General features: G+C 48.9%; 15 protein-coding genes and 1 pseudogene. 9 read left to right on the top strand and 7 right to left on the bottom strand.

Annotated features, from left to right (window positions below; all coding sequences use genetic code 11):
- Positions 1 to 198 precede the first annotated feature (198 nt).
- The 4 genes from queD to C7B16_RS13600 all read left to right on the top strand — a co-directional run bounded on the left by queD (position 199) and on the right by C7B16_RS13600 (position 2756).
- Positions 199 to 564, top strand: coding sequence for a 6-carboxytetrahydropterin synthase QueD (gene queD / locus C7B16_RS13615; protein WP_107179815.1), 366 nt, complete (start codon positions 199 to 201; stop codon positions 562 to 564).
- A 77-nt stretch (positions 565 to 641) separates the two neighbouring features.
- Positions 642 to 1913: an FAD-dependent oxidoreductase gene (locus C7B16_RS13610; RefSeq protein WP_016249127.1), complete on the top strand. Its 1272-nt coding sequence runs from the start codon at positions 642 to 644 to the stop codon at positions 1911 to 1913.
- On the top strand, positions 1904 to 2164 hold the full coding sequence (locus C7B16_RS13605) for a ferredoxin family protein (RefSeq protein ID WP_000109517.1): 261 nt from the start codon (positions 1904 to 1906) through the stop codon (positions 2162 to 2164). Before C7B16_RS13610 ends, C7B16_RS13605 begins: the two co-directional genes overlap by 10 nt.
- A 16-nt stretch (positions 2165 to 2180) precedes the next feature.
- Positions 2181 to 2756 carry a glycerol-3-phosphate responsive antiterminator gene (locus tag C7B16_RS13600; RefSeq protein WP_001130283.1) on the top strand — a complete coding sequence of 192 codons (576 nt, stop codon included), beginning with the start codon at positions 2181 to 2183 and terminating at the stop codon, positions 2754 to 2756.
- Between the two features lie 128 nt (positions 2757 to 2884).
- Here C7B16_RS13600 and C7B16_RS13595 read toward each other — a convergent pair whose 3' ends face one another.
- From C7B16_RS13595 to C7B16_RS13575, 5 genes are all read right to left on the bottom strand, one after another.
- A complete protein-coding gene (locus C7B16_RS13595; RefSeq protein WP_001103599.1) occupies positions 2885 to 3745 on the bottom strand; it encodes an electron transfer flavoprotein subunit alpha/FixB family protein in 861 nt (286 codons plus the stop codon).
- Complete coding sequence (locus C7B16_RS13590; protein WP_105263599.1) at positions 3742 to 4521, bottom strand: electron transfer flavoprotein subunit beta/FixA family protein; 780 nt, start codon at positions 4519 to 4521, stop codon at positions 3742 to 3744. Before C7B16_RS13590 ends, C7B16_RS13595 begins: the two co-directional genes overlap by 4 nt.
- Positions 4499 to 5836, bottom strand: coding sequence for an MFS transporter (locus C7B16_RS13585; RefSeq protein ID WP_024191904.1), 1338 nt, complete (start codon positions 5834 to 5836; stop codon positions 4499 to 4501). The genes C7B16_RS13590 and C7B16_RS13585 overlap by 23 nt, the downstream gene beginning before the upstream one ends.
- A gap of 93 nt (positions 5837 to 5929) precedes the next feature.
- The gene (locus tag C7B16_RS13580) at positions 5930 to 7384 is read right to left on the bottom strand and encodes an FAD-binding oxidoreductase (RefSeq protein WP_001516963.1); all 1455 of its coding nucleotides are present in this window, start codon (positions 7382 to 7384) and stop codon (positions 5930 to 5932) included.
- A 69-nt stretch (positions 7385 to 7453) separates the two neighbouring features.
- Complete coding sequence (locus C7B16_RS13575) at positions 7454 to 8239, bottom strand: SDR family oxidoreductase (protein ID WP_000021321.1); 786 nt, start codon at positions 8237 to 8239, stop codon at positions 7454 to 7456.
- 319 nt (positions 8240 to 8558) lie between these two features.
- On the opposite strand from C7B16_RS13575, the gene C7B16_RS13570 reads away from it, so the two are divergent.
- The gene (locus tag C7B16_RS13570; protein WP_001164860.1) at positions 8559 to 9836 is read left to right on the top strand and encodes an MFS transporter; all 1278 of its coding nucleotides are present in this window, start codon (positions 8559 to 8561) and stop codon (positions 9834 to 9836) included.
- Between the two features lie 26 nt (positions 9837 to 9862).
- Positions 9863 to 11341: an FGGY-family carbohydrate kinase gene (locus tag C7B16_RS13565; protein WP_000039760.1), complete on the top strand. Its 1479-nt coding sequence runs from the start codon at positions 9863 to 9865 to the stop codon at positions 11339 to 11341.
- A gap of 281 nt (positions 11342 to 11622) precedes the next feature.
- On the opposite strand, the gene queE is transcribed toward C7B16_RS13565, so the two are convergent.
- Entirely contained in the window at positions 11623 to 12294 is a 672-nt protein-coding gene (gene queE, locus C7B16_RS13555; RefSeq protein WP_001199980.1) for a 7-carboxy-7-deazaguanine synthase QueE, read from the bottom strand.
- A 173-nt stretch (positions 12295 to 12467) separates the two neighbouring features.
- On the opposite strand from queE, the gene C7B16_RS13550 reads away from it, so the two are divergent.
- From C7B16_RS13550 to C7B16_RS13540, 3 genes and pseudogenes are all read left to right on the top strand, one after another.
- Positions 12468 to 13070 (top strand): LemA family protein, encoded by a 603-nt coding sequence (locus tag C7B16_RS13550; protein ID WP_107179814.1) that lies wholly within the window; start codon positions 12468 to 12470, stop codon positions 13068 to 13070.
- A gap of 13 nt (positions 13071 to 13083) precedes the next feature.
- Positions 13084 to 13755, top strand: a pseudogene (locus C7B16_RS13545) (TPM domain-containing protein); the annotation flags it as partial.
- Between the two features lie 221 nt (positions 13756 to 13976).
- On the top strand, positions 13977 to 14879 hold the full coding sequence (locus C7B16_RS13540; RefSeq protein WP_001516968.1) for a TPM domain-containing protein: 903 nt from the start codon (positions 13977 to 13979) through the stop codon (positions 14877 to 14879).
- A gap of 45 nt (positions 14880 to 14924) precedes the next feature.
- On the opposite strand, the gene C7B16_RS25320 is transcribed toward C7B16_RS13540, so the two are convergent.
- A partial coding sequence (locus tag C7B16_RS25320) for a hypothetical protein (protein WP_223363118.1) occupies positions 14925 to 15036 on the bottom strand: 112 nt, incomplete at its 5' end.

Genomic DNA, 15036 nt, shown 5'->3' with positions numbered 1-15036 from the left:
CTAATAACCAAATCGACTAACCTGTTTTAGCAATAGTCTTTAACAACAAAATAGATTTATTAACTCAATGAAAAATAGATAAATATCGACCGCAATTAAGATAAATCGGTCATTTTGCGCAACAAACCCGTTTTTGGTAATGCGAAAAAACAGGCTTTCCGGTACTCTACGGCGGTTTTATCGTCCAGTAGAGAAATTATGATGTCCACCACGTTATTTAAAGATTTCACCTTCGAAGCCGCTCACCGCTTACCACACGTCCCAGAAGGGCATAAATGTGGTCGCCTGCACGGGCATTCTTTTATGGTGCGCCTGGAAATTACCGGGGAAGTCGATCCGCATACGGGCTGGGTTATCGATTTCGCTGAACTGAAAGCGGCGTTTAAACCGACTTACGATCGTCTCGACCACTATTATCTCAATGATATACCCGGCCTGGAAAACCCGACCAGCGAAGTTTTAGCAAAATGGATTTGGGATCAAGTTAAACCCGTTGTACCACTATTAAGCGCTGTGATGGTGAAAGAAACCTGCACCGCAGGCTGCATCTATCGCGGTGAATAATCAGAGTGTGTCGGCGGTCAATTTCCCTTAAGTAACGCTATGTTAGGGTGTTGTGCTCTGGATATCTGGGGCATGACATGGAAGACGACTGCGACATTATTATTATTGGTGCCGGTATTGCGGGCACCGCTTGTGCGTTACGCTGCGCGCGAGCGGGATTATCTGTTCTGTTACTGGAACGCGCTGAAATCCCTGGCAGCAAAAACCTTTCCGGCGGGCGGTTATATACCCATGCGCTCGCGGAACTCCTCCCTCAATTTCACCTGACCGCGCCCCTTGAGCGACGTATCACTCACGAAAGCCTTTCTCTGTTAACGCCCGATGGCGCAACGACGTTTTCCAGCTTACAACCCGGTGGTGAATCCTGGAGCGTATTACGCGCACGATTCGATCCGTGGCTGGTTGCCGAAGCTGAAAAAGCAGGAGTTGAGTGTATTCCCGGCGCAACAGTAGACGCGTTATATGAAGAAAACAGCAGAGTGTGTGGCGTTATCTGTGGTGATGATATTCTCCGCGCCCGTTATGTTGTGCTGGCGGAAGGGGCCAATAGTGTGCTGGCAGAACATCACGGGTTAGTTACCCGTCCTGCTGGCGAATCGATGGCGTTAGGGATCAAAGAAGTGCTGTCGCTGGAAACGCCCATTATTGAAGCGCGTTTTCATCTGGAAAACAACGAAGGTGCAGCGATACTGTTCAGCGGGGAAATCTGTGATGACCTGCCAGGCGGTGCATTTCTTTATACCAATCAGCAAACGCTCTCTTTGGGGATTGTTTGCCCGCTCTCTTCCCTTGCACAAAACCGCGTTCCGGCAAGCGAGTTGCTGGCTCGTTTTAAGACACATCCGGCAGTAAGACCTCTCATTAAAAACAGTGAAACGCTGGAATACGGTGCACATCTGGTGCCGGAAGGCGGTTTACGCAATATGCCCGTGCAATTCGCCGGTAACGGCTGGCTGCTGGTGGGCGATGCGTTGCGCAGTTGCGTCAATACTGGAATTTCAGTGCGAGGCATGGATATGGCGTTCATTGGCGCACAGGCAGCAGCACAAACACTGATTAGCGCCTGCCAGCAACGCGAGCCGCAAAATCTGTTCCCGATTTATCATCACAACGTAGAACACAGTTTGCTGTGGGATGTTCTACAACGTTATCAGCATGTTCCGGCGCTTTTGCAACGCCCTGGCTGGTATCGGACGTGGCCTGCGTTAATGCAGGATATTTCCCGCGACTTATGGGATCAGGGAGATAAACCTGTTCCACCACTTCGCCAGTTGCTCTGGCGTCATTTACGTCGTCACGGCCTGTGGCATCTGGCGGGCGATGTTATCAGGAGTCTGCGATGTCTGTAGCCCGTAATCTCTGGCGTGCTGCTGATGCGCCACACATTGTTCCGGTTGACCCCGTTGAGCGCCAGACAGCAGAACGGTTGATTAATGCCTGCCCGGCAGGTCTTTTTTCGCTCACGCCGGAAGGCGACTTGCGTATTGATTATCGCAGTTGCCTGGAGTGCGGCACCTGCCGTTTGTTATGCGATGAAAAAACACTACAACAGTGGCGCTATCCGCCTTCTGGATTCGGCATCACCTACCGCTTTGGATAAATAATAAGGATAATTTATGCCCCTCTTACACCTGCTCCGTCAGAATCCGGTGATTGCTGCCGTTAAAGATAATGCCAGCCTGCAACTGGCCATTAATTCTGAATGCCAGTTTATTTCCGTGCTGTACGGCAATATCTGCACCATCAGCAATATCGTCAAAAAGATTAAAAACGCCGGGAAATATGCCTTTATTCATGTCGATTTGCTGGAAGGCGCGTCAAATAAAGAGGTGGTGATTCAGTTTTTGAAACTGGTGACCGAAGCAGACGGCATTATCAGCACTAAAGCGTCGATGCTGAAAGCCGCCAGAGCAGAAGGTTTTTTCTGTATTCATCGCCTGTTTATTGTCGATTCGATTTCGTTTCACAATATTGATAAGCAGGTTGCGCAATCGAACCCAGATTGCATTGAGATCCTGCCTGGCTGTATGCCCAAAGTGCTGGGCTGGGTGACGGAGAAAATCCGCCAACCGCTGATTGCTGGCGGGCTGGTGTGCGATGAAGAAGATGCGCGTAATGCAATTGACGCCGGTGTCGTGGCGCTTTCTACTACTAATACCCGCGTCTGGACGTTAGCGAAAAAATTGCTTTAACGGGATAAACGTAACGAATTGAATTTGTGTGATTTGTAGGCCACATCCGGCATTCAACGCCTGATGCGACGCTAACGCGTCTTATCAGGCCTACAAGTCCCTGACCCAGAACCGCATCCGCCAGTACGTTATTGGCAATCTGCGTGAATATTTGTCACCAGTGCCTCCAGCACCGCTTTCCAGTCATCCACCACGCCAACATCTGCCTGTGAAAAAACAGCCGCGCTGGCGTCATGATTCACAGCCACCACAAACTGGCTATTACGCACACCTGCCATTAACGCTGCCGCGCCGGACGCCCCGGCAACAATGCAAATCTCTGGCGCCAGCAAGTGCCCGGAAATTCCAATCACTTTTTCCGCATCAAAACCACCATTCATCACTCGCGCCCGACTGTAGCCCACTTCGGCGCCCAGCTTTTCAGCCAGCGTAGCGATGTCATGGCTATCAGCCTCGCCGCCCTGCCCTACCACCAGCACCCGTCTGGCTTCTACTAATGGGTCACGGGTAGTATTTTTCAGGTTTTCGATGCTAACAAACCAGTCTGGAAGTGCGCCGGGGACAATGTTTAGTTGCTGCATACCAGATGGCAACATTGCGTTTTTCGCAGCTCCGGCCTGGCGCGCCAGAGAAAGGCATAGCGGACGTTTTTCTGTTTGCAGCGTCGCCGTCAGCGCATTTCCCCAGTGGGATTTGCGCACGCTTGCTGTCGGTATATCCAACGAAATGATCTGGCAGATGCTGGTGCCATGTAAACGCCAGGCCAGTCGGGTCGCCAGTTCATCGCCAGACGCCCCCGGAGGGAAGAGCACAAATTCCGCAGGTGTTCGCTGCCACTGTTCCACGAGCGCATCCAGCACCTGTTCCGCCACTACGGGCTGAGGTTCAATCTGCCAGTGCGTCAGTGTACAACCGCTGAAATCCTGTTCTGCCAGCCAGCCTGCGATAGCTGCATTGTCCTGATTTATTGTCACTATTACGACATTCATGGCTGCATCCTCTGGCGCAAATAATCCCGCCACAGTATTTGTGCTTTTTCTTCTGCTGTTTGCCCATCAATCAACGTCGCGCCACGTCGTTGCTCCGGCCTTTCCAGTTGCAGGCACTGTATCGCTGACGATTCGGCGGCGAGAGTTTCGCGTAAAATTTCCACTTTCCCTGCCGCCATACGCTGGCGCATTCCCGGTACAGGCAAAGCGACTTCGCCACACTGGCGCACGGCAATGACCGCAGGCAAGCGTACCCGGCAACAGCGCAGCCCGTTTTCAGTACGCTGTTCGAGAGTGATAAATGGCGCGTCGAGTGTGAAACGCTCCACCTGGGTAAAACAGGGCCAGGCCAGTATTTCCGCCAGCAAAAACGGCGTTTGCCCGTTCTGCCCCTCGCTGCTTTGGCAGCCGGTAATAATCAGCTCCATCGGATTCTGGTGCTGCCATTCGGCAATATGGCGAGCAACAAATTCCGGCGCAAAACGCAGATCTGCCGCAGTCTCCAGCAATACTGCTTCCTCAAACCCGAGAGCCGTGAAATAGCGAAGCCAATGCAACGCCCGTTCATCCCCCATGCTCAACGCGGTTAAAGTCATCGGCGTGCCGCTTTTTCTCTGCGCCAATAGAATTGCGGCGGCGGCCTGTTCATCAGCACCGGGTAAACTTCGCAACAGTGAAACATCCGGCCCATAATTTGCCGTAGCAGCAGCCTGCCACTCTTTTTCCGCCAGCATTCCGGCATCCGGTTCGGCTTTAAACGCTAACAGAATGTTCATTCGCACCTCCGACATTTCCCGCCGCAACCAGCGGGAGAGCTTTAGTTTCTGGAGCCCATAGCCAGGTCACAACAAAACCAACCAATAGCACGATGGCCAGTAACAATAAGGTGGCCTGCATTCCCCACTGCGCCAGAACCCACGGCAACAAACCGGTGCTAATTGCCGCGCCAAGTCTACTCATGGCGGTCGCAAAACCGACGCCCAGAGAGCGGATATCAGTAGGAAAACTTTCGGCAGGTAGAATGCCAACCAGATTGCTGACCGCCGAAATGGTGGTGCTGAAGAGAATAAAAAGCAGCAGCGTTAACGAACTGCCGGAAGGCAAACAGGCCATCACCATCAGCGTGGCCGCCAGCAGCAAAAAGCTCCCCAGTAAAAATTTGCGATGGGCTAACAAGTGGGTCAACACTAACCCTAATAACGCGCCAACAATTAACAAGGCATTGAGCATCAGGCTGGCGGTCAGCGCATCTTCCAGACCAATAGTCTGGGCGATAGTCGGCAGCCAGGTATAAATCACAAACCACGGGATCACGAGGCAGACAAAGAACACGCTGTTAAATACCGTGCGCCGCCAGTAACGCGAAGAGAACAAGGTTTTGATGTGCTTAGTGGTGGCCGTTGCCACTTCATCGCCCAGTAATACATGAGAGCCAAAGTAACGATGCACAATGGCATGAGCTTCTGCAAAACGCCCCTGTCGCAGCAGCCAGCGCGGCGATTCCGGTGTGCCCCAACGTAACAACGTAATCAACAGCGCGGGCAGAGCTGTTGATGCCAAAAGCCATCGCCAGGCCTCCGGACTTTCTGAAATAAAGTGATGTCCGGCAATACTTGCCAGCACATAACCCACCGTCCACACCACGCTGAACGCGCCCAGCAAAATACCGCGGTGGCGGCGCGGGGAAAATTCTGCCAGCAAGGTATGCCCCACAGAGTAATCACCACCCAGCCCAATGCCGATCAAAATGCGCAAACCAATCAGGTGCTCCGGCGTGGTGGCAAAATATTGTAAAAACGAAGCGAGCGTAATCAGCAAAAAGCTGAAAGTGAAGATTTTTTGCCGCCCGATATGGTCGGAGATCCAGCCCAAAACCAGGCTGCCGATAAACAGGCCAAGTAGCGCTGAGCCACCAATCATTCCCGCCATAAACGGTGTCAGTTGCATGGCTGGAGTAAGCTGAATAATGGCGTAACCAATGACGCCGAGGACATAACCGTCAGTCAGGTGCGCGCCGAAAGTAAGCGCAGCAATGCGACAGTGAAAACGGTTAAGTGGTAAATCATCCATTCGCACCGGTGAAGTGTTCATCTTTACCCCTTCATTGTCCGGTAATAAGAACGGCTTCTCGCTTGAGAAGCCGAAAAGGCAACGCCCCGACATCACAGGACGCTGCCTGACACATTATTTTTCAATCGGATAGATAGTACCCGTGTTCATAATGCCGTTAGGATCGAACTGCTTTTTCAGCCCTTCCAGCAACGCCCACGCGCTGCCGTGTTCCAGTTTGCTCCAGTGAACGCGATGTTTACCAATGCCGTGGTGATGCACCATCGAACCACCGAGGCGAATGGTTTCTTCACAGATGATTTTGTTGAGCGGGTTGTGGTACTTGTCGATTTCCTCTTCCGGTTTGCAGTCAACAACGTTGTAGTCATAAACGAAGTACATGTTGGTGCCGTTTTGGTAGCTGTGAGAAGAGTGACCGCCCAGCATAGTGATGTCGTCGGCGTGCGGGAACTCGGTACGAATACGGTTAATGACGTTTTCATAGATTTCGTGAATACAACTCCAGCAGCCGGACACTTCGGTGGTAAAGCCCATGTTGCCGGTTTTGAGGATCTGCACACGTTCGGCGGCCACTTTATCCGGCCCCCAGTTCAGGTTGTTGAACCAGGTTTCGATCAGTTTGCTGTCCACACGATGGCACTGCGGGTAACGCGCCACGATTTCGGCAATTCCTTCGCCTGTCGCCTGCGCAATACGTGGGTTACCCTCGGCCATAAAGATCAGCACGCATTTACCATCAGCAAAATGAGTGAAGTGTTGCGTGCCATCTTCAGCGTCATACAAACGAGCAATCGACGGGCGATACCCTTCCACCATGATTTCACGCAGGATGTTGAAGCCGGTTTTCATGTCTTCCAGCACATAGCCGTAGAAGAGATTGTTTTCCGGGGTGAATTTGAAGATTTTCACTGTAACTTCAGTGATATAGCACAGTGCACCTTCGTTACCAATAATGATGTGACGAATGTCCGGACCAGCCGCGCGACGTGGAACGTTTTTAATGCGCGTCACGGTGCCATCTGCCAGTACCGCTTCCAGGCCAACGACCATATCTTCAATTGCGCCGTAAAGTGTGGAGAACTGCCCAATACTGCGGGTTGCCACCAGGCCACCCATCTGCGCCAGCGGTTTTGACTGCGGAGAATGCCCCGTGGTGTAGCCTTTTTCACGCAACGCGTTTTCCAGCACCTCCAGCGGAACGCCACATTGCGCCGTGGCCTGCATATTCTCAATATCAATATTAATGATTTGATTCATGGCGGAGCCGTCGAGCACCACCGAGTTTTCTACGACAGTTTCCAGCCCACCTTCGGTGGCGGAAGCGCCGGTACGCGGCACACCGTTAATTTTGTGCGCATTCATAAAATTCAGCACGCGGGACACTTGCTCTGTGGAACCGAGTTTTACGACCGCTGCCGGAATCGGCAAAGTATAAATTCCATGAATATCCGGAAATTTACGAAAACGGTCAATACTGTTTTTCTTTAATACCGTTTCATCGGTAATTACGCGATCTGCACCAACAATTTCCTTTAGCTGGTCGACAATCGCTGCGCGAGATAAAGACATAATAAATCCTTTCTGATAATAAAAATGGAATAGTCATTAATAAAAGAAAACAGAAACCACCGTTATGGATTAGCGCACTAAATAACCACCATCAACCACCAGCAAATGACCATTCACATAATTCGATGCCGGGCTTGCGAGGAATACGGCTGCGCCCATTAAATCCTGTGTATCGCCCCAACGATTTGCCGGAATATGATCAAGAACGCGCTGATTTGTTTCTGGATTGCTGCGTGTCGCCAGCGTAATATCGGTTGCATAATAACCAGGGGCAATACCATTTACCTGAATATTATATTGACCTAATTCATCGCAATAGGCTTTAGTGAATCCAGCAAGTGCGTGTTTAGTTGCAGAATATGCTGGAGACCATTGCCCGCCCAGGTAAGAAAACAATGAACAGATATTAATGATTTTACCGCTTTTTTGCGGGATCATAATTTTTGCCGCTTCGTAACTCAGCTCAAAAGCGGCTGTCAGGTTCACATCAATCATCGGGTCCCAGTCGGCACGGCCGAAGTCCAGCACCTTATTCAGCTTACAAATACCTGCGTTATTGACCAGAATATCGACAGTGCCAAAACGCTCACAACAGGCAGCGATTATCTTCTGCGGCGCGCCTTCTGCGGTGATATCCACCTGCATGAAGTCCACTTCAACGCCTTGTTTTTCAATCATTTCCTTCGTTTCGCCATTATCTTTGACGAAGCTTGGAATAAAGATATTTGCACCTGCTTTTGCCAGTGCCATCGCAAATGCCTGGCCTAAACCACTATTCCCGCCGGTAACAATTGCAGTTTTACCTTTCAGGGAGAAAAAATCCATTGAGAACGCATTGAGTGATTCGATTGACATAGTTAGCTCCAATTTCCGTAAGGCAAAAAAAAAAGAAAGGTAACTTCCCCCGCGAGAGGGAAGTTACCTTTCTCATTATCTCTGGTAACTGGCGATAATTTTTAGCATAAGGGCATAGTCGCTAATGTGATCGTACTCACAGAGTATTACTCATATAATCAAATAATTTTAAAAAGCAGAAGCGTGATTACTCTCACACAACACCTCTGCTTTCCATGTTATTTCTTATCGCAATTACTAGAGACCTGAGAAAAGTAATCCTCCTGAAAAGGCGGCTTACTTTTCTCTTTTTTTTGTCTATTACAAATGGGAATACGATATGCAACACAGCTCATATCGACGTTGGATAACCCTCGCGATAATTAGTTTTAGCGGCGGAGTTAGTTTTGACCTGGCTTATTTACGTTATATTTATCAAATTCCCATGGCGAAATTTATGGGATTCAGCAATACCGAGATAGGTTTAATTATGAGCACCTTTGGTATTGCCGCCATTATTCTTTATGCGCCCAGCGGGGTTATTGCCGATAAATTTTCACATCGCAAAATGATTACTTCCGCGATGGTAATTACCGGATTATTAGGCCTGATAATGGCAACGTATCCACCATTATGGGTCATGCTCTGTATTCAGGTTGCCTTTGCGATAACGACTATTTTAATGCTGTGGTCGGTGTCGATTAAAGCCGCCTCGTTGCTTGGTGACCATAGCGAACAAGGGAAAATCATGGGCTGGATGGAAGGACTGCGCGGCGTCGGTGTAATGTCGCTGGCAGTGTTTACCATGTGGGTCTTTTCCCGCTTCGCCCCGGATGACAGCGCCAGCCTGAAAACGGTCATTATCATCTACAGCGTGGTTTACATCTTGTTGGGGATTCTGTGCTGGTTTTTTGTTAGCGATAACAACAGCCTGCGTAGTACCCATAACGAAGAAAAACAGTCATTCCAGCTTAGCGACATCCTGGCCGTTTTGCGTATCAGTACAACCTGGTATTGCAGCATGGTGATTTTTGGGGTCTTCACCATCTACGCCATTCTGAGTTACTCCACCAACTATCTGACCGAAATGTATGGCATGTCGCTGGTGGCGGCGAGCTACATGGGGATCGTGATCAACAAAATCTTCCGCGCACTGTGCGGCCCACTTGGCGGCATTATCACCACCTACAGCAAAGTGAAATCCCCTACCCGCGTGATCCAAATTCTTTCCGTGGTCGGCCTGCTGGCACTCACTGCCCTACTCATGACTAACTCTAACCCGCAATCGGTCGCGATGGGGATTGGCCTGATTTTACTACTGGGATTCACCTGCTACGCCTCACGCGGGCTGTACTGGGCCTGCCCCGGCGAAGCGAGAACACCATCTTACATTATGGGCACCACGGTAGGTATTTGTTCGGTGATTGGCTTCCTGCCTGATGTCTTTGTTTACCCGATTATCGGTTACTGGCAGGACACCCTGCCCGCAGCAGAAGCCTACCGCAACATGTGGCTGATGGGCATGGCGGCGCTCGGCATGGTGATCGTCTTTACCTTTTTGCTGTTCCAAAAAATTCGTACTGCTGATAGCGCCCCCGCAACGGCTAACAGCAAGTAAGCCCAGAACATTACAGGAGAAAAATCATGTCGAAGAAATACATCATAGGGATTGATGGCGGAAGTCAGAGTACAAAAGTGGTGATGTACGATCTGCAAGGCAACATAGTTTGCGAAGGCAAAGGTTTATTACAGCCGATGCACACGCCGGATGCCGATACCGCAGAACATCCTGACGACGATTTATGGGCATCATTATGTTTTGCCGGTCACGATTTAATGAGCCAGTTTGCCGGGAATAAAGAAGATATTGTTGGCATCGGCCTGGGATCAATCCGTTGCTGCCGTGCCTTACTGAAAGCTGACGGTACACCCGCCGCACCACTGATTAGCTGGCAGGATGCACGAGTTACGCGCCCTTACGAACACACGAATCCTGACGTGGCGTATGTCACTTCTTTTTCGGGCTATCTGGCGCACCGCTTAACAGGCGAGTTTAAAGATAATATCGCCAACTATTTTGGCCAGTGGCCGGTGGATTATAAAACCTGGGCCTGGAGTGAAGATGCCGCGGTAATCGAGAAGTTTAATATCCCCCGCCATATGCTTTTTGGCGTACAAATGCCGGGGACCGTTCTCGGGCATATCACACCACAAGCAGCACTGGCGACACATTTCCCGGCAGGACTGCCGGTAGTTTGTACCACCAGTGATAAACCGGTAGAAGCATTAGGAGCCGGATTGCTGGACGATGAAACGGCGGTGATTTCCTTAGGCACCTATATCGCGCTGATGATGAATGGCAAAGCACTGCCGAAAGACCCGGTAGCGTACTGGCCGATTATGTCTTCTATTCCAGAAACATTGCTGTATGAAGGTTACGGTATTCGCAAAGGGATGTGGACGGTAAGTTGGTTGCGCGACATGTTGGGCGAGTCGTTAATTCAGGATGCCAGAGCACAGGATCTTTCGCCGGAAGATTTGCTCAACAAAAAAGCCTCTTGCGTGCCACCTGGCTGTAATGGGTTGATGACGGTGCTGGACTGGCTGACCAACCCGTGGGAACCGTACAAACGCGGAATTATGATCGGCTTTGATTCCAGTATGGATTACGCATGGATTTATCGTTCGATTCTGGAAAGCGTGGCGCTGACACTGAAGAACAATTACGACAATATGTGTAATGAAATGAATCACTTTGCGAAGCATGTGATCATTACTGGCGGCGGTTCAAACAGCGATCTGTTTATGCAAATTTTTGCCGACGTGTTCAATCTTCCGGCAAGACGTAACGCCATTAACGGGTGCGCTAGTTTGGGAGCGGCTATCAACGCGTCTGTAGGGCTTGGCTTGTACCCGGATTACGCAACTGCTGTTGACAAAATGGTTCGCGTGAAAGACATCTTTATGCCTGTTGAGAGCAACGCCAGACGTTACGACGCGATGAATAAAGGCATTTTCAAAGACCTAACCAAACACACTGATGTGATCCTGAAAAAATCGTATGAAGTGATGCATGGAGAATTGGGCAATGTGGACGCTATTCAAAGCTGGTCTAATGCGTAAGTGAAGAAGACCGGGCGGGAAACCGCCCGCTCTGAGCATACCTGAATGGTTACCTCTAAACATAACCTGTTATTAATTAATGATTTTTCAAGCCAGTTCCAATCTACCAAAATTTGTAGCGATGATTTTTACTCCAGTGAAAAATTAACACTACGGACTTTGTTTTGGTTTGCAATGACGAGTCCGGAAAAACCAGAAGAGAACAATCAGAAGAGGCAAAAATATAAATGGGTGGAATTCTTTACAGGTTCCACCCATTTATAACGCTTATAAATATTTAATCAGGCAATATTCAAATATTTATGCGTTTGCATCGACAAACGCCAGTTCCGCGCAATACAGGTATCGATACATAAACGCGTGGCATCTTCTTTCTGACTAATTGGCTGAAGTGCAATTACTCGCGGTTTATCATCAGTCAGCGTTGCCAGCAATTCATCCAGTGCTTCAATATCCCGTACACGCCCAACCGGATGTTTGATTTCATTGGCGCGTTCCAGCGCCTGCGACAACACTTCATAGCCGCCGCGCATGTTCAGTTTTGGCGACACGGTAACCCAGGTGTTCGGTGTACAACGTACTTCGTGAGTACCGCTGGTTTCTATCTGGCAGCTAAAACCGTTCTTTTCAAGCAAGTCAGTCAATGGCAGCAAATCATGAATGCAAGGTTCACCACCCGTAATCACTACGTGACGCGCGGTATATCCCTGACGACTTATGACCGCTAACAAATCTTCGCTGCTTGCTGCGCCCCACTTATCACTCTCTTTGGTTTTCGCCAAAATACTGAAAAGAGAAACTTCCCGATCCTCAAGTTTTTCCCACGTGTGTTTGGTATCACACCAGGCACAGCCGACCGGGCATCCCTGTAAACGAATAAAAATGGCGGGGACGCCGGTAAAGTAACCCTCACCTTGCAGGGTCTGGAACATCTCGTTAATCGGGTACTGCATAGCATTCTCTGTAAAGTGGATAATTGTTAATTATTGCAGATCCTACCGCAATATTCATGCTTTATTAACATTCTGTTACACGCGGGTTTAAGATAAAAAGGCGAAACAGATCATTAATAAAAAAATGAAACAACGTATTATTCCCCGGGGAATTAAACAAAAGGGATTTAAATATGCTCAGAATATTCATCGTACTTATATTTATTTTCAATTTATCAGGTTGTGGATATAATGATATTCAAACTTATGACGAACAAGTCAATTCATCCTGGTCAGAAGTTCTGAATCAGTATCAACGTCGTGCCGACCTTATTCCTAATCTTGTCGCCAGTATTAAAGGTTATTCCAGCTATGAAAAAGAAGTGTTGGAAGCCGTAACATTAGCGCGTAGCCAGGCTATCAGGGCCAGTAGCGATTTACAGCAAGCGCCAGGCGATGAGCAAAAGCTACAAACCTGGCAACAAGCTCAGGCGCAACTGACTCGTACACTCGGCCAGTTAACGATTATCAGTGAACGTTATCCTGAATTAAAGGCCCAGGAACTCTATCAAAATTTGATAGTACAGCTCGAAGGAAGTGAAAACCGCATTGCCGTTGCGCGAGGAAGATACATTAAAGCTATTGAACAATATAATGTCACTATCCGCAAATTCCCCGCTGTATTAACCGCAAAAATAATGGATTACACCGCAAAGAAAAATTATTTGCCGGATGATGTCGCCGCAGTGAGTAAAGCACCAACAATAGATTTTAGCCAAAATTCTAATATTCATTAAGCGGGCAATCCTTATGCGAATTTTTATCTTTCTTCTGGCTTTCTTCTGTCCATCGGCGTTTGCTACGCAAATTCCAGTACCTGAATTACCTGTGTATGTGAATGACGTAACAGGTACATTGACGAACAGCGAAATAAATGCTCTTGCTGGTCAGATTAAAAACCTGACGCAAAGAAATCTGGCGCAAATGGTGGTGTTAGTAGTTGACACAACAGGCGATGAAACTATCGAGCAGTACGCTACGCGGGTATTCGATAGCTGGAAACCAGGTGATAAAGACCGCGATGATGGTGTTCTACTGTTAGTCGCCTGGCAGGATCATACCGTGCGTATTGAAATCGGTTACGGACTGGAAGGCCTTATTACAGATGCACAGTCCGGACAAATTATTCGCAACAGTATTATTCCAGCATTTAAAAATGGCGACCTTGCTGGCGGCTTACAAAAAGGAATAAACGATATTGAAAGTCGTCTGACGGGGAATGATTTAGCAACGATAACACCAACCGATCACCCTTTGCCCTTTAGCGGTTGGTGGGCTTTGTTGGTCTGGGCAATAGTATTGACCTTTATTTCCGCCAGGGGATATATCAAAACGCTGGGATTGATTTGCTTCGCTGCCATAGTGCTGGCCTTTGTTTTGCCTATTGCAGGTTTCAGCGGAAGCTGGGGAGCGCTTATCACATTATTATGCTTCTCCACACCGTTCCTTATTATTGTTATTTCTTTTACCCCTTTCGGAAAAAAGGTACGTAATTTAATGCGTAGTGCCAACCGACCATCACGCCATACCAGAAGTAATTATAACTCCAGAGATTCGTCATCATCATCGTCCTCTTCTTTCGACAATGACAATTTCAGCGGCGGTGGCGGTTCATCTGGTGGCGGTGGCGCTTCAGGGCGCTGGTGATCAATATGCGCTTAATCCTTTTTCTACTCATATTGTGGTGCGTTCCTGTGTTTGCCCAGCAAATGGCTGTACCGGAACTACACCAACAGGTGACAGATCTTACTAATACGTTAAGTTCACCTGAGCAACAATCTCTGACACTACAGTTGCAGAAGATTGCACAGAATACGCAGGCGCAGGTCGCTATATTAGTGGTGCCATCCACTGGTGAAGATACCATTGAACAATATGCAACACGCGTTTTTGATAGCTGGAAGTTGGGCGATGCACAGCGCAACGATGGTATTTTACTTCTGGTTGCCTGGGAAGATCATGCTGTCCGTATAGAAGTGGGCTACGGGCTGGAAGGGGTGGTTACCGACCTGCAAGCGGCAAAGATTATCCGTGTTATATTGATCCCCGCGTTCAAAAACGATGATCTTATTGGAGGGTTGACACTGGCCAGCGAAAATATCGGCGCGCTTCTGTTGAATGGTGAATTACCGGAAGGCAGCGGAAATCATTACAGTATCAAAACTCCAATTCCATTATCGGTCGCTGTAATTATTTTACTGGCAGTACTTTCGTATTTTATTATTTTTACCGATCCATCAAATCTACCGTGGATTGCACTCACCGGCGCAATTTACGGGATGGTATTCCTCTATGTTGCCGAGCCCGGAGCATGGACGAATTTAATCGTTGCTTGCAGTATGTTAACGCCTTTTGCGATCGTACCTCTGCTTATCTTCTGGCTTCTGGTGAATAAAAAGTTACGCGCCAAATATAAGAAGCTCAGTAAAGAAAGAGCTTCAAGAAAAGGTTCTTCTTCATCCTCTTCCGGTGGAGGCTCAAGTGGCGGCGGATTTAGCGGCGGGGGTGGTTCTTCTGGCGGCGGCGGCGCGTCCGGCCGCTGGTAACTCAACCATAAAAAATGCCAGCCCGAAGGCTGTAATGCCAGTCAGTTAAGCAACTGACTGGCTCTTTTTCGGGGCTGTGGGGTATTTCCAGGGCCTCTCCTTTACCACTCTCGGGAAGGCCCTTTCCCTTCTTGTCGGTAATTTCACAAGTTGTCCC

Source organism: Escherichia sp. 20412-1 (genome assembly GCF_003027595.1).
Lineage (GTDB): Bacteria > Pseudomonadota > Gammaproteobacteria > Enterobacterales > Enterobacteriaceae > Escherichia > Escherichia marmotae.
This window is presented reverse-complemented; position numbering and strand designations above follow the sequence as displayed.